Below are 16,831 nucleotides of genomic sequence, written 5' to 3'. Positions count from 1 at the left end.
CAAAGCAAATGATCCAGGAAGTAGCTTCTGATTTTCGGCGGAAGGCGGACGAGCTCCGCTACGTTCCCCAAGACTTTCTCCGCGTCCTCAAGAACAATTGGCTCGCGTTATTTGGCACCTTAGTTTTGGCCGTTGCACTGAACAGGATCCTTCTATGGGGCTCCGTAGCCCTGACATTTATCCATCCGATTCTCAGTACTCTGACCCTCCCTTTTGCCGCTCTCGCCATCATGTCTGGGGCAATTGTTGCCATATGGATCATCGAAAAGGATCTAGTCCACCTAAAATTCGCGGTACCCGAAGAAAATCGATTTAGATACCTCCTCCATTCCACCGGTGCGTTAATACTTCCATTTATCGCTATATACCTATCCACTGGTTGGTATGAGGATGACTTTATCGATCGCCGAATGCCGATCATCGAGCTGCGGGCAGGAAGCGCTGAATACTTCGACTCCCTCCAAGTCGACCCCAGCTATGACGAACGCTCAACTATTGTGGTGTTCTGCGCGGCCGTCATAGTGCGGATGCTTTTGAGGTGGTCGGGGCTGGGACGTAAGAATCTCGTGTGCGCATGGTTATTGGCCTACTGTGAAGTGTTGTGGGCATTTACCCTTACTACCTGGCTGAAAAACTTTGCTGCCGGTGAATACTCTTGGCCACAACAATTTCATTTCTGGGATTGGTGGGAATCCGGAAAAGACTTCTTCTCTGGCGTGGAACCACTGAAGGAAGGCATCGCTTTTCTATTTTCGACAGTCTTAGTGCTGCCCGTTTCGTGGATAATATTTGTCCAATTAGTCCTGCGTAAAAGCATTATTCTGGACGAGAACTCACCCTTTCCCCAAACACGGGACGAGTGGGCAATGGCCCCACAATTGGTATCCCGGCAAACGTTTACGTTCCTTCAGGCCACTCGTGAAACAGTACTTTTGTTGTTCTCAATAGGACCATTTGCAGTAGCGCTCCTCTGCTTCTACTTCAATCTATTTTGGGTTCCGGAAAACCTGTGGCGCTGGCTGTTAGATCTTATTTTCGGGCCAATTACTGCGCCTAGGCCGCGGTTTTACATCAAATATTCGCTGCTTCCGTTCGGAAAAGTCTTAGCACTTGCAGTCATCACCGTCCTCAGTTGCGTGACCGCAGACCGGTGCCAAGGGAGCATCATTAATCGGCTACGCAAACCACAATGGACTTAGTTAACGGCAAACTCTGACTTGTCTCCGTCAACGTCTCCTGGCTTATTTACTTCAACGATGATCCGGTCGATTTCTAAATCTTCCGGCAGCGGAATGTACTCGGTAACGCTTCTGCGCGTATCTTGCTCTGAGGGAGAAGCCGGTCCGTCCTGCTCACGGTGATGTTTTGCCGAAAATTGTTGGTCGCGCAAAATTCCGCATGCGTCTTCTCTGTGTGTTGAGAAGAAGCTGCCACGAGGGACAAATGTCTTCGGAAGTTCAATTTCGCCTCCGTATTCCACAGCAGGAGCAGTAGTTCTTAACCGCCATTCTTGCTGATTCCGGTCATTAATATAGGAAACTTTGCACGAGAACTCTGACTGTACGGAAGCATCATTCCACGTAATTTCAGCGGCGAATACCCTGTATTTATTGCCATAGGTGTCCACCGCGTAAGACGTTTCCATAATTTCAGCCGACTTAACACCAATCTCGGGCTGACCACCTAACCCGCTTCCAAATTGAGGCCCTAAAGCCCACATTTCTCCAACCCGACCGTTCCAGTCCGCCTCACTGCTACCCCCGTTGCCGAAGAAGAAATAGAGCGGTAAGCCCGAAGACAAAAGTAGGGTTAGGCTTCCGAAAAACAACAATGCGAACCGCCTAATCAAGCAATACTCCCTCGTCAAACTCAGGAAGATGGATGGTCCTTCCCTGTGCTTCCTCTGCCAAGCTTGTCGCCTTTTCAGAATCAACCTGCAATGGAATTCGGATTTGTGGTTCAGCAAAGTTGAACTTCCCGTCCCAGCGGGTCAATGAGATCACAAGCTCCGCTCCTTCCAGCTGGTCCACAGGTATTTCAAAAATGGGGCGGCAAGAAACCACAACATAGCGGGTGTTGGGATTACAGTTTCCCGTGTGCGCTACAGAAAGAAATACATTGTCTTGCCTACTTAGCAAGGAATAGCTTGCTCTCCCCGTGTTTTCCAGAGTCAACTTCTGTGCAACCTCAATCTGCACGAAGATTCCCTCAGAGTGGGCATCTTCCAGATTCGAAAATGGTTGCATTCCCTTAACCTGGAATTCTCCAAATCCGTTTACCGCGACCTTTTCATTGAGCTCGCCTTTAATCTTTACTCGATGTTCGCTCACCCGCTCGACCCGAGAAAAATCCTGAAAATACGCACTACCCACCACTAGGCCAATGATGACAAGGCCCCACAGAATCTTGCGCAAAATAGGCGTATTCAGTTGCTTCATTAGAAATGCACCTTCGCCAGTGGTTTCCCTTGAAGCGTACTGTTTACGAAACCTCGATAGTTAGGGGTTGGCACAATATCGAATAGATAGAAACCATCATTTCCGGACTTCTCAATTTCATACTGGGCACTCATACTTGGCCCCAAAATGCTGCCGCCCCGACGACTCCCTGCCCGAAACACACTGAACTTTTCCCCGCTCTGCTTAGAAAATCGCCCCTCCGGGTTTGTGCCCAGCACCTCACGAGGATAAAACGCCCTATCCAGATGATTCGTAATTTTCACCTTTATAACAGTCAGTTCCTTGGGCTCTATGATTTGCTGGCGCGTACCCACTCCCTCAAAGGAAAAAGTTAGTCCTTCTCCCTCGATAACGGGGTCATCACTCAAGTCGTAGGTAGGGATATCTCCTCCCTCGCGAGGCTTGAATCCGCCGGCAATCGCAGTTAATGCGAGCAGAATGATGCAGAGGCTCACAAGCAGCACACGGGGTCGAGATAGTAAGGGAGAGAGATACACCCTTCAAAGTGTAAATGCATTTTGTCTGCATTTCTCAACTTCGCAATGCATGAGACAGCCTGCCACTAGCAGATACTGCTTCGCACTGGTGCAGCTGAGATCAGCAATTTCACGATTTTCGTCCATATAAACCACCGCTTTCGTCGACGGAAATGGACTTTTATATGGACGAAACTCGCGAAGCTGGGCTTAGGCAGCAAAAATCCCTCGTCAGATGCTCCGCGGAGCCTCTGGCGAGGGAATGTCCGGACTATTTCGGAAGGTATGCGCCGTAATCGGCAGGGGTCGCGCCGGCGTTGATGGCCCGGTCGGCGGCTTTGACGAAGTCATTGATTACTTTGCGGTCATCCAGGTTGCGGCCGGAAACCGAAAGGCGGACCGTATTGCCACGCTGGGCGGAGCGCTCAGCAGCGCGAATAATGTTCTTGCGCCACCACTTGGCGGAACCAAAGCCTTCACCGAAAGAAAGGTTGCGGGCCTGGTGGAACTTACCAGAATTAATCTGGAGGATGCCGCGTGTGGAGGCCGCTACCTCAAACTTGAACTGCGGCAAGACTTGCAAGGTGCCGGGCGACATGCGCCAGCGAGGGGGAGCGAAGATGGTGGGCTCGAAGCCGATCTTGGCCATCTGGCGGGTAGCTCCGGCGAGGCGCAGCTTCGCCTCGTGTGAATCGAGGTTGGCGAATTCCGCGCGGCGGCCCTGCACCGAGCGATCGAAACCGTTCAGGATAAGAACGCGGCCGGCATCGGCTTGGTCTTGGAGCCACTTCTTAGTGTCTTTGTCTTTGGCGAGGTGCCAGTTGCCGTCGATATGCGGGGCAATCAGCAGGGAAACAGGAATCTCCTCTCGATCAAGGATCGAGAGGAGCCGGCTAGCCTGCTTCCGTGTGTCATCAAAGATGCTGGAGATAGATACCAGAAGGTGGCCATTCATAAGGAAAATTATCGCACAGGAATTCAGGATTCGCGCGTTGGCCCCCTATCCGGGTTTTACTTCTCCAAGCCAGTGGCCTTGTTGATGGTCCACGCGTACTCGAAGGCATTCTGGCGCCACTTTTCATAGCGCCCGGACACGCCGCCATGGCCTGCGGCCATTTCGGTCTTGAGCAAGAACTCGCCGCCGGTGGCCGTCGTTCGCAGCTGGGCGATCCACTTGGCCGGCTCAACGTAGAGTACGCGAGTGTCATTGAGCGAGGTGATAGCCAGAATGTCCGGGTAGTCCTTAGCCTCGATATTTTCATACGGCGAGTAGGACTTCATGTAGTCATAGACCTCTGGATCGTGGTACGGGTCGCCCCACTCTTCCCATTCAGGGACCGTGAGTGGTAGCTCCGGCATGAGGATGGAGGTCAGCGGATCCACGAACGGCACGACGGCCTGGATGGCGGTGAAGCGATCCGGGGCCATATTGGCAATCGCGCCCATGAGCATGCCGCCGGCAGAGCCGCCCTCGGCCACCATCTGATCCGCGGTGGTCACGCCGCGGGCGATGAGGTCATCGGCGACATCGATGAAATCGGTGAAGGTGTTCTTCTTCTTGAGCATCTTGCCGTCGTCGTACCAGGTGCGGCCCATCTCGCCGCCACCGCGGACATGGGCCACGGCGAAGATCATGCCGCGATCCATGAGGGACAGGCGGGTAACGGAGAAAGCCGGATCCACGCTGACCTCATAGGAACCGTAGCCGTAGAGCAGGGTCGGATTCGGCTGGGTGCGGTCGAGATCCGCGCGGTGGACAATGGAGACGGGGATTTCGGTGCCGTCGGCAGCCGTGGTCCACAGGCGGTAGGCCACGTAGTCATCCGGGTTATAACCGCCGGGAACCTCCTGCTCCTTGAGCAGGGTAAATTCGCCGGTATCCACGCGGTAATCAAAGAGCTGGGAGGGCTGGGTGAAAGACACGTAGCTCACGCGCAGCACCGGTGCGTCCCACTCGGGGTTACCGGATACAGACACGGTGAAGAGTTCTTCGTCGAAGTTGAGCTCTTCGAATTCGCTAAAGCCGTCGTTCACACGCATGATGGCGGCGCGGCCGATGCCGCCGCGGCGGTAGCCCACCACAATCTGATCGCGGTAGGTGTCCACGCCCTCGATGCGGGTGGTTTCCTCGTGCGGCAGAAGCGTCGGCAGCTCGCGTAGGGCGGGCAGCTCATCCTTGGCCTTGGTATAGCCGACCTCGAAATTGGGGCCGGTGGCGTTGTGGGTGACGATCCAGTAATCCTCGCCCTTAACGACGGCGTGGTCGACGTCGTAGTCCACGCCGGATTCGCGCTCCCACAGCAGGCGGAATTCACCCTCGGGGTTGTCTTCTTCGAGGACCCACACCTCAGAGGTCACCTTGGAGCTCACGCCAAGGAAGAGGTATTTATCGGAGCGAGCGCTGCCGATGCCGACGTTGAAGTGTTCGTCTTCTTCCTTGAACACCTGCACGTCTTCGGACTGCGCGGTGCCGACCTTGTGGCGCCAGATGGCGTCAGGGCGCCATGCCTCGTCGACGGTCGTGTAAAAGATATAGCCGTCGCCGGCCCAGGTGGCGCCGTAGAAGATGCCCTTGAGGTGGTCGTCGAGAAGCGCGCCGCTTTCCAAGTCCTTGATGTAGAGCTCGAAGCGCTCGTCGCCGGCGAAGTCCACGGAATAGGCCAGGTAGCGGCCGGAATCAGAGATGGAGGCGGCGCCGAGGGCGAAAAAGTCCTTGCCCTCCGCCAGCGCGTTGGCGTCGAGGATAATCTCCTCACCTGCCGGGGTGCCTTCCTCTGGGATAACCGGGGCAGTCCATGGGTCAGCCCCCTCCTCTACTGGGAGGCGGCAGGAGTAGCCGTAGCTCTTGCCCTCCTCGGTGCGGCCGTAATACCAGTAATCGCCGCGGCGAGAAGGCACGGACATATCGGTTTGCTTGATGCGGGACTTAATCTCCTGGAAGATATTTTCCGTCATCTCATCCAAGTGCGCGGTCTTCGCCTTGGTGTAATCATTTTCTGCGTTGAGGTAATCCAGGGTTTCCTGGGATTCCTTATCGCGCAGCCACTCGTAGTTATCCACGAACTCGCGTCCGTGGAAGGAACGGGTCACGGGGTGGACGGCGGCCACGGGGGCGGAAAGATTCTCGTTGCTCATGCCGCCCCACTGTACGCGTGGCGCCCCGTAGAGCGAGAGCTAGGCCTCGGGCGAGAGGAAGTCCGCAAAGCGCTCGCCGGAAAGCCGCTCATAGGCCTCGATGTAGCGCAGGCGGGTAGCGGAAACGACGTCGTCGGGAAGCTGGGGCGGAGTGCCGTCAGCGGCTTGATCCCATCCGGAGGCGTCGGAAGTCAGCCAATTGCGCACGTATTGCTTGTCGAAGGACGGCTGGACCTCGCCCTCCACGTAGGAATCGGCCGGCCAGTAGCGGGAGGAATCTGGGGTAAGGACCTCATCGGCCAGCACGAGGGTGCCGTCTTGGTCTAGGCCGAACTCGAACTTGGTATCGGCGAGGATAATGCCCTTCTCCTCCGCGAGCGCGGCGGCCTCGGAGTAAATGCGGAGGCTGGCCGCGCGCAGCTCCTCGGCGCGCTCGGCGCCCAGCTTGTCCACCACGTAGTCGAAGGAGACGTTCTCATCGTGCTCGCCCTGTTCTGCCTTGGTGGCCGGGGTGAAGATGGGCTCGGGCAGGCGGGAAGCCTCAACCAGGCCCTCCGGCAGCTCGATACCGCACACGGTGCCGTTGGCCTTGTACTCCTTCAGGCCGGAACCGGTGAGGAAGCCGCGGGCCACGCACTCGAAGGGCAGCATATCCAGTTTCTTGACCACCATCGCGCGGCCGAGGCACTCGGCGGGGATGCGCTCATCATCGAGCGGGCCGGCCAGGTGGTTGGGGAAATCGATGGAGTCGAAGAAGAACTTCGAGGTTGCGGTCAGCACGCGGCCCTTGTCCGGGATGGCCGGTTCGAGGGCGTGATCGTAGGCCGAGATGCGGTCCGAAACCACCATCAACAGGGTGTTCTCGTCTACATCGTAGATATCGCGGACCTTGCCGGAGGCAAGATGGTTATAAGAAGAAAGCTCAGGTCGCATGACCTTTATTCTAGCGCCCAGGGGTAGCGAGCACGTTTCGATCAAATAAGCCCCGAAATCCGCGTGGGATTCGGGGACTATTTGATCGAAATGCGAAAAGTGGGGCGCACCGCGACAGGCAGGGCGCACCGCGACAGGAAGGCGCCCGGTGCGGTTCGAATTAAAGGATCTCGCCCGGGGTATAGGCCGCGGCCTTGGGGTGCTCGCCTACCAATGCGTTGATGCGGTTGAGCACCTGGCTGACCTGGGACTCGGCGGCGCCGATGAAGGCATGCTTATCGGCTAGGGCGGCCTCGAGGTCGGACTCGTCCATGGGCAGGCGGTCATCGGCAGCAAGGCGCTGGACCAGGTCCTGCTCGCCGCCGTTTTCGCGCATATTGAGCGCGACGGCCACGGCGTTTTCCTTGATGACCTCGTGGGCGGTCTCGCGGCCCACGCCGGCGCGCACGGCCGCCATGAGGATGCGGGTGGTGGCCAGGAAGGGCAGGTAGCGCTCCAGCTCGCGGTCGATCATGGCCGGGAAGGCACCGAACTCGTCGAGGACGGTGAGGAAGGTTTCGAATTGGCCGTCGAGGGCAAAGAAGGCGTCGGGAAGCGCGACGCGGCGGACGACGGAGCAGAAAACATCGCCCTCGTTCCACTGCTGGCCAGCGAGGTCTGCGGCCATGGTGAGGTAGCCGCGGAGGATGACCTGCAGGCCGCCGACGCGCTCGCAGGAACGGGCGTTCATCTTGTGCGGCATGGCGGAGGAGCCGACCTGGCCTTCCTTGAAGCCCTCGGTGACCGTCTCGTTGCCGGCCATCAAGCGGATGGTGGTAGCCAGCGAGGACGGGGCGGCGCCGAGCTCCACCAGGGCGGAGATGGCGTCGAAGTCGAGGGAGCGCGGGTAGACCTGGCCCACAGAGTTGAAGATGCGGTGGAAGCCCAGGTAATCCGCGATGGCCGTCTCCAGGGAGGCGAGCTTGTCCTCGGAGCCACCCATGAGATCGAGCATGTCTTGGGAGGTGCCCATCGGGCCCTTGATGCCGCGCAGCGGGTAGCGTGCCAAAAGATCTTCGACGCGCTCAATGGCCAGCAGCATCTCATCGCCGGCCGTAGCGAAGCGCTTGCCCAGGGTGGTGGCCTGCGCGGCCACGTTGTGGGAGCGGCCCGCCATGACCAGGGACTGGTACTCGGCGGCGTGGCGGCCGATGCGGGAGACCACGGCGATGGCCTTATCGCGGATGATCTCCAGCGAGGTATGGATCTGCAGCTGCTCCACGTTCTCGGTGAGATCGCGGCTGGTCATGCCCTTGTGAATGTGCTCGTAGCCGGCCAGCGCATTGAATTCTTCGATGCGGGCCTTCACATCGTGGCGGGTGACGCGCTCGCGCTCCGCGATGGACTCAAGGTTCACGTCCTCTACCACGGCCTCGTAGGCATCGATGGCCTTGGCGGGGATGTCTACGCCCAGATCCTTCTGGGCGCGCATGACCGCAATCCAGAGCTTGCGCTCCAAGATGATTTTATGCTCCGGGCTCCAGATATTGGACAGCTCCGCAGAGGCATAGCGGGAGGACAGGACGTTGGAAATCTTCTTCTTTTCAGCCACGTGGCTATTATTCCATGCCTGCCCCGCCGCGGGGTGAAAGGTTAGAGAGAAATCTCACCGTCTTCTGCTCGCTTGCCGATGTCCCGGCGCACAAAGCCACCCGCAAACTCGATGCCGTCGACGGTGGCGTAGGCGTCTGCGCGGGCGTCGGCAAGCGTGGAGCCCTTGCCCAGCACGCTGAGCACACGGCCGCCCGCGGTGCGGTAGGCGCCGTCGGTATGCACGGTGCCGGCGTGGAGGACGCGCTGCGGATCGTCCAGGGCGGCGCCGGTGATGGCATCGCCCTTGCGTGGGGAGGCCGGGTAGCCCTCGGCTGCCATGACGATGATGACGGCGAAGCCATCCTCCCACTCCAGTGGCGGGAGCTCGGAGAGGGTGCCGGTGGCCGTGGCGTGGAGGGCCTCAGCCAGCGGGGACTTGAGCAGGGAGAGCACTGCCTGGGTCTCTGGGTCGCCGAAGCGGCAGTTGAACTCGACAACGGCCGGGCCTTCTTCGCCCCAGGACAGGCCGGCGTAAAGCAGACCGGAATAAGGGGTGCCGCGGCGCGCCATCTCCTTGGCCACAGGGGTGCAGACCTCGTCCACGATGCGCTGCACGCCGTCCTGCGGCAGCCACGGCAGCGGGGTGTAGGCGCCCATGCCACCGGTATTGGGGCCTTCGTCGTTGTCATAGGCACGCTTGTGATCCTGGGCTGGCAGCAGCGGGACGACGGTCTCGCCATCGACTAGGCAGAAGAGAGAGACTTCGGGGCCGTCGAGGAAGGATTCCAGCAGCACCGGGTTGCCGGCCGCGAGGACGGCATCGACGTGGGCGCGGGCGGCGGCGCGGTCTGGGGTGACCACGACGCCCTTGCCGCCGGCCAGGCCATCATCCTTGACAACGAACTGCGGGCCGAAGCGGTCGAGCGCGGCCTCAATGTCGTCTTCGGTGGCGCCCGGGCGCAGCTGCTCCGCGCGGGCGGTCTTGACGCCGGCGGATTCCATGACGTCCTTGGCAAAGGCCTTGGATCCCTCGATCTGGGCTGCGTCCTTGTTGGGGCCAAAGACCGCGATGCCGGCCGCGCGCAGGGCATCGGCCACGCCGGCGACGAGGGGAACCTCAGGGCCGATGACCACGAGGTCCGCGGCGATGCTCTGGGCGAGCTCTACCATGCGATCAGCGTCATCTACCTGGGAGTAATCCGGGTGGACGGTAGCGAGGGCGGACATGGCCGCGCTGCCTGGCGCGGCGTGGATTTCGGTGCTCTTAGGGTCGGCGGACAGGCCCTTGACTAGGGCGTGTTCACGGCCGCCCGAACCAATTACGAGAATGCGCATGCCCACCATCATAACTAGCGGGTAGCCTGGCACACATGGCTTCTGTATTTACAAAGATCATTAATGGTGAACTACCCGCTCGCTTTGTCTACCGCGATGAGACCTGCGTGGCTTTCCTCTCCATCGAGCCGCTGCGCTACGGCCACACCCTGGTCGTGCCCATCGAGGAAGTAGATAAGTGGACCGACCTGGATCCCCAGACCTGGGCCCACCTCAACGAGGTCGCCCTGGAAATCGGCGGCGCTATCAAGACCGCGTTTGATACCCCGCGCACCGGCTACATCATCGCCGGATTCGATGTCCCGCACACCCATATCCACCTCTTCCCCACCGAGAAGATGGAAGAGTATGACTTTGCCAAGGCCTTCGACGCTGAGAACACCGACGATGCCGCGATGGATGAGGCGGCCGCCCGCATCCGTCAGCACCTCGGCTGCAACGAGGAAGGCATTCGGGAGGACTAGGTCTCAGAGGGGGCGTCGGCAAGCGCGGGCAGGCGCACCGTAAAGGTGGTGCCGCGGCCGAGCTCGGAGTCGACGCTAATGCTGCCATCGTGCTGCTCCACCAGAGAGTGGACGATGGCCAGGCCCAGGCCGGAGCCACCCGTATCGCGGGTGCGCGAGGTATCCGCGCGGTAGAAGCGCTCGAAGATGTGCGCCGCATCTTCCTGGGACATGCCCTTGCCGTCATCGCTGACATCGACCAGCACATCATTGTCCTCGCGGCGCAGGCGCAGCGTCACCGTGGCCTCATCGCCGCCGTGGCGGATGCCGTTGGTCACCAGGTTGAGCAGCACCTGGTGCAGGCGGCTGGCATCGCCATTAACCACCGGGATGGACTTGGCGTCATTGGCCACCTTAATCTCGCGGCCGGGGAAGGCCGCACGCGCGGAAGAGCCCACGGACAGGGCCAGCTCCAGCAGGTCTACGGGGTGCAGGTCTAGGCGCGTGCCCTCGGCGCGGGTAAGGGCCAACAGGTCCTCTACCAGCAGGGACATGCGCTTGGACTCATCATCGATCTTGTAAAAGACCAGATCCACGTCCTTGGTGGCGCCGGAGCGATAGAGCTCGGTATAGCCACGCAGGCTGGTCAGCGGCGTGCGCAGCTCATGCGAGGCATCGCCGACGAAGCGACGCATCTGTTCCTCTTTCTCTTGCGCGCGCACGACGGAGCGCTGCAGCTGCCCCAGCATGATATTGAGTGCGGCGGCCAGCTGGCCCACCTCGGTGTGCAGCGGCCATTTGGGAACACGCTTGTCTAGGTCGCCTGCCGCGATTTCCGACGCCGTCTTTTCCACCACCCGCAGCGGCCGCAACGCCCTGCGGATAAACCAGAACCCCACGGCCGCAATGGCGGCCAGGGCGATGGCGGCAATGGTCACTTGGACCATGGCTAGGCCGTGCAGGATTTCCTTCTCGTGGGTCATGTCCTTAGCGATGACCGTGATGACACCATTGGAGTCCGCGAAGGCGAGCGCGCGCCACTTGGTGTTGTTCTCGATGGAACCCACGGTGGTGGGATACCCACCGAGCGGGATATTTTCCGCATTCGGGGTGGTCGAGGATGGCCCCGAGTAGCGGATGGTGCCGTCGGGCAGGTAGTTCAGCACCACGTATTCGGTAGGCGGGCGCTTGGTGTGATCGCCGATGAAAAAGTCATTGCTGATATCGCGCGCCCATGTGGTCGACGCGGCGCGCAGCTCATCATCGACGTTGTTGAAGAGGACGTTGCGCATGATGGAATTCACCGCAAAGGACGAGCCCGTAATGCCGAGCCCGGAGACCACGACGAGGAGGATGACCAGCCACGTCCGCAGCGGCATGGCCTGCGGAATCTGGGAAAACATCCGCCGCTTGGAGGACTTTTTCTCCCCTTCGCCTTGCCCCAGGCCCTCATGCCACATGGACTGCGGGCGCGCCGCTGCCGGTGCAGGTGCCTGGTCCTGGGTCTCCTGTGAATCTTCCATCACTTAAGCACTTTAGGAGCGCGGGGTGCGCAGTACATAACCCACGCCGCGCACGGTGTGGATCAGCTGCGTCTCGCCGGTATCGATCTTGCGGCGCAGGTAAGAGATATAGGACTCGACCACGTTGCCATCGCCGCCGAAATCGTAGTGCCACACATTGTCCAAAATCTTGGACTTGGATAGCACCACTTCCTTGTTTTGCATGAGGTACCGCAGGAGGTTGAACTCGGTGGGCGAAAGCTCGATGAGCTCGCCGGCCTTGGTGACCTCATGGGTGTCATCATTGAGCGTCAGATCTGCATAGCTCATGGTGGCATCGTTGGTGGATTCTTCCGCTGCGCCGCCGCGGCGCATGATGACGCGCAGGCGGGTGATAACTTCTTCCAGGCTAAAGGGCTTCGTCACGTAATCATCCGCACCGATGGTCAAGCCGTGGATGCGCTGGTCCACACCGTCCTTAGCGGTGAGGTAGAGCACCGGGCCGTCCAGGCCTTCTTGGCGCAGCTTGCCCAGCAGCTCGAAGCCGTCCATGCCCGGCATCATGACGTCCAGGATGTAGGCATCTGGGTTTACCTCGCGGGCAATGCGCAGCGCCTCGTTGCCGGAATTGGCGCTAAATACCTCGAAGTTCTGGAACTTCAGTGATACGGTAAGCAGCTCCACAATATTGGGTTCGTCATCGACGACAAGAACCTTGGCGAGTTTAGTGTCTTCCATGTTCTCCTCAGACTCCCTTAAAGGTTGTGATTTTCTAACACGTCATCATGGCACGCTTGCTTTCCAGCCTACTGAAGAGTTTCTGTCTGAATCCTGTGAACGTGGATGCTCGGCCTGGTCGAAGCAAAAGAAAACCACGCCCCTCCCCAGGTGAGGAAGGGCGTGGCAGCTAGCGCAGTGCGCTATTTAGAAGTCCTGCGGGCGCGGGATATTGCGCAGGTTGGACTTTGCCATGGTGATCATCTGCCCAACGCCACCGTCCAAAACGGTGCGGGTGGCAGCCTTGGAGAAGCCCATGAGCTGCTCGATGGTCAGCGTCGGTGGCAGGGAGAGGGCGTTGGGGTCAGTAACGACGTCGATAAGAGCCGGGCCGTTATAAGCCAGCGCCTTCTTGATCTGCTCCGGTGCGTCCTTCGGATCCTCGATGCGGAAGTGCTTGATGCCGGAAGCCTCTGCAATCTTGGCAAAGTTGACGGACTCGTGGTCGGTCTCGTGCTCCGGCAGACCCTGCACCAGCATCTCCAGCTTGACCATGCCCAGGGAAGAGTTGTTGAATACGAACATCTTGATAGGCAGGTTGTGTAGCTTCACGGTGAGCAGCTCACCCATCAGCATGGACAGTCCGCCGTCACCGGAGAAAGTGATGACCTGGCGGCCTGGGTTAGCGGCCTGTGCACCCAGTGCCTGTGGCAGGGCGTTGGCCATGGTGCCGTGGCGGAAGGAGCCGATCTGCTCGCGCTTGCCGTTGGCAGTGATGTAGCGAGCGCCCCACACGTTGCACATGCCGGTATCGACGGTGAAGATAGCATCCTCATCGGCGTTCTTGTCAATGAGGTCAGCAACGTACTCCGGGTGGATCGGGGTGTGCTTGTCCACGTTGGAGGTATAAGCCTCAACGACGTGCTCCAGCTTGCCGTAGTGCTTCTTGAGCATCTTATCCAGGAAGGAGCGGTCCTTCTTCTCATCCACGTGCGGCAAGATGTTCTCGATGGTGGCGGCTACATCACCGGTGACCGGGTAAGAAATCTTGGTGCGGCGGCCGATGTGGGAGCCGTTGATGTCCACCTGTGCCACGTTGGCATCCGGCAGGAAGTCGTTGTACGGGAAGTCTGTACCCAGCAGGATGAGCAGGTCAGCCTCGTGGGTGGCCTCGTGTGCCGCACCGTAGCCCAGCAGGCCGTTCATGCCTACGTCAAACGGGTTCTCGTACTGGATGTACATCTTGCCACCCAGAGCGTGGCCGATGGGCGCCTTGATCTTCTCCGCCAGCTTGAGCACCTGCTCGCGGGCGTCCTTGACGCCGGCGCCAACGAAGAGGGTGACGGACTCAGCCTCGTTGATGGCCTGGGTCAGGGCAGCGGCCTCGGCCGGATCCGGGAAGACGACCGGGCGGCCAGCAGAGATCTTAGACTCGACGAAGGAGTCATCCTCAGCGTCCTGCATGGAAACGTCACCCGGGATAACCAGGACGGAAACGCCATTGCCGGCCATGCTGGACTGGATGGCGTGGTGCAGGACAACGCCGCCCTGCTCAGCGGAGTTGACCATCTCGCAGTAGCCAGAGCACTCCTGGAAGATTGCCTCTGGGTGGGTCTCCTGGAAGAACTTGGAGCCGATCTGGCGGGATGGGATGTGGGAAGCCAGTGCCAGCACCTTAGCGCCGTTGCGGTGGGCGTCGTACAGGCCCTGGATCAGGTGGGTATTGCCCGGGCCGCAGGATGCGGCACATACAGCCAGCTTGCCGGTGGTCAGGGAATCTGCCGCAGCAGCGAAGGCTGCTGCTTCCTCGTTGCGGACGTGAATCCACTCGATGGAGGAGCGACGAACGGCATCCACGATCGGGTTCAGGGAGTCACCGACGAGGCCATAAATGCGCTCGACACCCTGCTTTTCCAGGGTGTCAACTAGCTGTCCTGCATAGTTACGTGCCATTAAAAATCATCCTTAACTCTTAATTGGTGTTAATACCACTGTGCTACTTAGACCGCAGGAAAGTCCACTATTCTCTTATACACTCACACACTACGCCCAGCTGTGAGGAAGGTAATACTAACCTATCTTCAGCTGCAAACTGTAACGACCGTTCGGTACTGTTTACTGCGCTATGAGTATCCACCCGCCCCGCGCACAAGACCACGCCACTGCGGCCTCCACGGCCGCCCAGCGGTGGTCTTTCTGCGCCGTCATCTCTCTGGGGTTACTCATGGTTGGGCTGGATAATTCCATCCTCTACACCGCATTGCCGCAGCTATCGCAGCAATTGCACACCACCGATACCCAGCAACTCTGGATTATCAACGCCTACGCGTTGGTGCTCTCCGGCCTCCTTCTTGGCGCCGGCACGCTGGGCGATCGCACCGGCCACCGGCGGATGTTCCTCATCGGCTTGGCCGTCTTCGGCGGCGCTTCCCTGCTCGCCGCTTATTCCCCCAGCGCCTGGACGCTGGTTTTAGGCCGCGCCTTCTTGGGCTGCGGCGCCGCCATCATGATGCCGTCGAGCCTAGCGCTCATTCGCCTGACCTTTCCCGATGAGGTGGAGCGCAACACGGCCATTGGCATCTGGGGTTCTGTCGCCGTCATCGGTGCGGCGGCTGGCCCCACCGTGGGCGGCTTCTTTTTGGAGCACTTCTGGTGGGGCTCGGTCTTTTTGCTCAATGTCCCGGTTGTGGTCGTGGCCATTGCGCTGACCTTGCTCCTTGCCCCACCAAACGCTCCGAACCCCCATAAACACTGGGACTTCCCCTCGTCCCTGTATTCCCTAATCACTCTCACCAGCCTGGTGCTGGCCATTAAATCCCTGGCAGACAATTGGCCGGTGAGTGCCGCCGCAGGCATCGTCTTCATCTGCGGCGCGCTCGCCTTCGGCCGCCGCCAGGCTCGCTTGTCAGATCCCCTGCTGACCTTCGACATCTTTGGTTCCCGCATCTTCAGCGGCGGGGCCATAACGGCCGGGGGCGCCATGTTCGGCCTCGCCGGCCTGGAGCTGCTGAGTACCCAAAAGCTGCAGCTTGTCGACGCCCTCTCACCCCTCCACGCCGGCCTCATCATCTCTGCCATGGCGCTCTCTGCCATCCCTACCTCCATCCTGGGTGGTGCCACCTTGCACCGCGTGGGGTTCCTCCCACTCATTAGCGGCGGATTCTTGCTCATGGCCGCAGGCATGGCCCTGGTGGTGGTGAGCCGGGGTGAAACGCTTCCCCTACTCGTCTCCGCCCTAGTGCTCACCGGCCTCGGCGCGGGCCTGGCCATGTCCGTGTCCTCGACTGCCATCATCAATGCCGCTCCCCTTCATCGCACCGGCATGGCCTCTGGCGTAGAGGCGGTCTCCTATGAATTCGGCACCCTGATCTCCATTGCACTGACCGGCACCCTCGTCCCTCTCCTCATGGCCCGCGAATTGCCGCCCCACCTTGCGGAACTGGGTACCGACGCGCTGTATCACCCCGCTTCCCACGCGGCCGCCGCGAGCGCCTACAATGCCGGATATCTTTCCACCATCGGCGGCCTAGCTTGCTTCGCCTTGCTCCTAGCCGCGATAACCGCCTGGTGTTTCCGCGATAACCCCAAATCAGGAGATCCCTATGCCGCGACTCAACAAAAAGACCGCAGCCCTTGAAGCTGCGCTCGACATCATCGCCGCCGAGGACGTCTCTGGCTTGACCTACGACTCCCTGGCGCAGGCGACGGGCATGTCCAAGTCCGGACTCATTTATCACTTCCCTACCCGCCATGATCTGCTCGTAGACTGCCATGGATTTTGCGCCGCACGCTGGGAAGCAGAACTCGAGAAGCTGGCCGGCGGCCACCCGGCAAGCGAGCTCAGCTGGGCCGAGCGCTCCCGTGCGCTCGTATTGTCAATGGGCAAAAATGATCCGCTCATCAAGCTTTTGATGTGCGTTCATTCCCAGACCCACCCGGATTTTTCCGCCCAGTGGGCCGAGGTGGATGCGCGCTGGATGGTCGATCCTTCCGCCGCCGAGACGGACGAGGATAATCTGCTGATCATGCTTCTTAGTACCGGCCTGTGGGTGCACGATCACCTCAACCAGCGCAAGCTATCCCCCGCTAACCGCCAGCGCATGGTCGACCGGCTTTTTCGACTTATCGACGCCCCCTCAAAAACCACCGAAGGCTAGGCCCACACCGGGGCCCAGCCTCCTTTTGAGCTGGAGACGAGACTTGAACTCGCAACCTACGCATTACAAGTGCGTTGCGCTACCAATTGCGCCACTCCAGCA

The 16,831-nt window shown here is 59.8% G+C and carries 15 protein-coding genes and 1 tRNA gene; 4 read left to right on the top strand and 12 right to left on the bottom strand.

Translation table 11 applies throughout. The features are described from left to right. Positions 1 to 8 precede the first annotated feature (8 nt). Entirely contained in the window at positions 9 to 1,199 is a 1,191-nt protein-coding gene (locus MHX61_RS05210; RefSeq protein WP_239193311.1) for a hypothetical protein, read from the top strand. Here MHX61_RS05210 and MHX61_RS05205 read toward each other — a convergent pair. The 8 genes from MHX61_RS05205 to purD all read right to left on the bottom strand — a co-directional run bounded on the left by MHX61_RS05205 (position 1,196) and on the right by purD (position 9,910). Beyond that, positions 1,196 to 1,831, bottom strand: a complete 636-nt coding sequence (locus MHX61_RS05205; RefSeq protein WP_204611009.1) for a hypothetical protein — start codon at positions 1,829 to 1,831, stop codon at positions 1,196 to 1,198. The genes MHX61_RS05210 and MHX61_RS05205 overlap by 4 nt on opposite strands. 10 nt (positions 1,832 to 1,841) lie before the next feature. Beyond that, positions 1,842 to 2,438: a hypothetical protein gene (locus MHX61_RS05200; protein ID WP_150850749.1), complete on the bottom strand. Its 597-nt coding sequence runs from the start codon at positions 2,436 to 2,438 to the stop codon at positions 1,842 to 1,844. Next, positions 2,438 to 2,923: a hypothetical protein gene (locus tag MHX61_RS05195; protein ID WP_204611007.1), complete on the bottom strand. Its 486-nt coding sequence runs from the start codon at positions 2,921 to 2,923 to the stop codon at positions 2,438 to 2,440. The genes MHX61_RS05200 and MHX61_RS05195 overlap by 1 nt, the downstream gene beginning before the upstream one ends. A 283-nt stretch (positions 2,924 to 3,206) precedes the next feature. Continuing rightward, entirely contained in the window at positions 3,207 to 3,890 is a 684-nt protein-coding gene (locus MHX61_RS05190; protein WP_005325788.1) for a DUF2334 domain-containing protein, read from the bottom strand. Between the two features lie 56 nt (positions 3,891 to 3,946). Further along, positions 3,947 to 6,070 (bottom strand): S9 family peptidase, encoded by a 2,124-nt coding sequence (locus tag MHX61_RS05185; protein WP_204611003.1) that lies wholly within the window; start codon positions 6,068 to 6,070, stop codon positions 3,947 to 3,949. Positions 6,071 to 6,109: 39 nt separating this feature from the next. Beyond that, complete coding sequence (locus MHX61_RS05180; RefSeq protein ID WP_239193309.1) at positions 6,110 to 7,003, bottom strand: phosphoribosylaminoimidazolesuccinocarboxamide synthase; 894 nt, start codon at positions 7,001 to 7,003, stop codon at positions 6,110 to 6,112. A 160-nt stretch (positions 7,004 to 7,163) separates the two neighbouring features. Beyond that, positions 7,164 to 8,594: an adenylosuccinate lyase gene (purB, locus tag MHX61_RS05175; RefSeq protein ID WP_005325782.1), complete on the bottom strand. Its 1,431-nt coding sequence runs from the start codon at positions 8,592 to 8,594 to the stop codon at positions 7,164 to 7,166. A gap of 41 nt (positions 8,595 to 8,635) precedes the next feature. Next, the gene (gene purD / locus MHX61_RS05170; protein WP_239193307.1) at positions 8,636 to 9,910 is read right to left on the bottom strand and encodes a phosphoribosylamine--glycine ligase; all 1,275 of its coding nucleotides are present in this window, start codon (positions 9,908 to 9,910) and stop codon (positions 8,636 to 8,638) included. 35 nt (positions 9,911 to 9,945) lie between these two features. On the opposite strand from purD, the gene MHX61_RS05165 reads away from it, so the two are divergent. Then, positions 9,946 to 10,374: an HIT family protein gene (locus MHX61_RS05165; protein ID WP_005325778.1), complete on the top strand. Its 429-nt coding sequence runs from the start codon at positions 9,946 to 9,948 to the stop codon at positions 10,372 to 10,374. Here the strand turns inward: MHX61_RS05165 and MHX61_RS05160 are convergent. The 3 genes from MHX61_RS05160 to MHX61_RS05150 all read right to left on the bottom strand — a co-directional run bounded on the left by MHX61_RS05160 (position 10,371) and on the right by MHX61_RS05150 (position 14,525). Further along, the gene (locus MHX61_RS05160; RefSeq protein WP_239193346.1) at positions 10,371 to 11,876 is read right to left on the bottom strand and encodes a cell wall metabolism sensor histidine kinase WalK; all 1,506 of its coding nucleotides are present in this window, start codon (positions 11,874 to 11,876) and stop codon (positions 10,371 to 10,373) included. The two genes, MHX61_RS05165 and MHX61_RS05160, sit on opposite strands and share 4 nt — an antisense overlap. A 12-nt stretch (positions 11,877 to 11,888) precedes the next feature. Beyond that, the gene (locus tag MHX61_RS05155) at positions 11,889 to 12,593 is read right to left on the bottom strand and encodes a response regulator transcription factor (protein WP_150850895.1); all 705 of its coding nucleotides are present in this window, start codon (positions 12,591 to 12,593) and stop codon (positions 11,889 to 11,891) included. Between the two features lie 186 nt (positions 12,594 to 12,779). Next, entirely contained in the window at positions 12,780 to 14,525 is a 1,746-nt protein-coding gene (locus MHX61_RS05150; RefSeq protein ID WP_204611000.1) for a pyruvate dehydrogenase, read from the bottom strand. A 172-nt stretch (positions 14,526 to 14,697) separates the two neighbouring features. On the opposite strand from MHX61_RS05150, the gene MHX61_RS05145 reads away from it, so the two are divergent. Both MHX61_RS05145 and MHX61_RS05140 read left to right on the top strand, forming a co-directional pair. Then, complete coding sequence (locus MHX61_RS05145; protein WP_204610999.1) at positions 14,698 to 16,209, top strand: MFS transporter; 1,512 nt, start codon at positions 14,698 to 14,700, stop codon at positions 16,207 to 16,209. Continuing rightward, on the top strand, positions 16,175 to 16,729 hold the full coding sequence (locus MHX61_RS05140) for a TetR/AcrR family transcriptional regulator (protein WP_239193305.1): 555 nt from the start codon (positions 16,175 to 16,177) through the stop codon (positions 16,727 to 16,729). Before MHX61_RS05145 ends, MHX61_RS05140 begins: the two co-directional genes overlap by 35 nt. A 28-nt stretch (positions 16,730 to 16,757) precedes the next feature. Here MHX61_RS05140 and MHX61_RS05135 read toward each other — a convergent pair. After that, positions 16,758 to 16,830 (bottom strand) — tRNA-Thr (locus MHX61_RS05135). Position 16,831: the final 1 nt, after the last annotated feature.

It is taken from the genome of Corynebacterium sp. ACRPF (assembly GCF_022347395.1).
GTDB classification, from domain to species: domain Bacteria; phylum Actinomycetota; class Actinomycetes; order Mycobacteriales; family Mycobacteriaceae; genus Corynebacterium; species Corynebacterium tuberculostearicum_D.
This window is presented reverse-complemented; position numbering and strand designations above follow the sequence as displayed.

Coding starts and splice junctions, on each gene's coding strand:
- purD (WP_239193307.1), bottom strand. CDS start 9,910: ATGCGCATTCTCGTAATTGGTTCGGGCGGCCGTGAACACGCCCTAGTC.
- MHX61_RS05160 (WP_239193346.1), bottom strand. CDS start 11,876: ATGGAAGATTCACAGGAGACCCAGGACCAGGCACCTGCACCGGCAGCG.
- MHX61_RS05200 (WP_150850749.1), bottom strand. CDS start 2,438: ATGAAGCAACTGAATACGCCTATTTTGCGCAAGATTCTGTGGGGCCTT.
- MHX61_RS05150 (WP_204611000.1), bottom strand. CDS start 14,525: ATGGCACGTAACTATGCAGGACAGCTAGTTGACACCCTGGAAAAGCAG.
- MHX61_RS05140 (WP_239193305.1), top strand. CDS start 16,175: ATGCCGCGACTCAACAAAAAGACCGCAGCCCTTGAAGCTGCGCTCGAC.
- MHX61_RS05165 (WP_005325778.1), top strand. CDS start 9,946: ATGGCTTCTGTATTTACAAAGATCATTAATGGTGAACTACCCGCTCGC.
- MHX61_RS05190 (WP_005325788.1), bottom strand. CDS start 3,890: ATGAATGGCCACCTTCTGGTATCTATCTCCAGCATCTTTGATGACACA.
- MHX61_RS05180 (WP_239193309.1), bottom strand. CDS start 7,003: ATGCGACCTGAGCTTTCTTCTTATAACCATCTTGCCTCCGGCAAGGTC.
- MHX61_RS05155 (WP_150850895.1), bottom strand. CDS start 12,593: ATGGAAGACACTAAACTCGCCAAGGTTCTTGTCGTCGATGACGAACCC.
- MHX61_RS05185 (WP_204611003.1), bottom strand. CDS start 6,070: ATGAGCAACGAGAATCTTTCCGCCCCCGTGGCCGCCGTCCACCCCGTG.
- MHX61_RS05145 (WP_204610999.1), top strand. CDS start 14,698: ATGAGTATCCACCCGCCCCGCGCACAAGACCACGCCACTGCGGCCTCC.
- MHX61_RS05210 (WP_239193311.1), top strand. CDS start 9: ATGATCCAGGAAGTAGCTTCTGATTTTCGGCGGAAGGCGGACGAGCTC.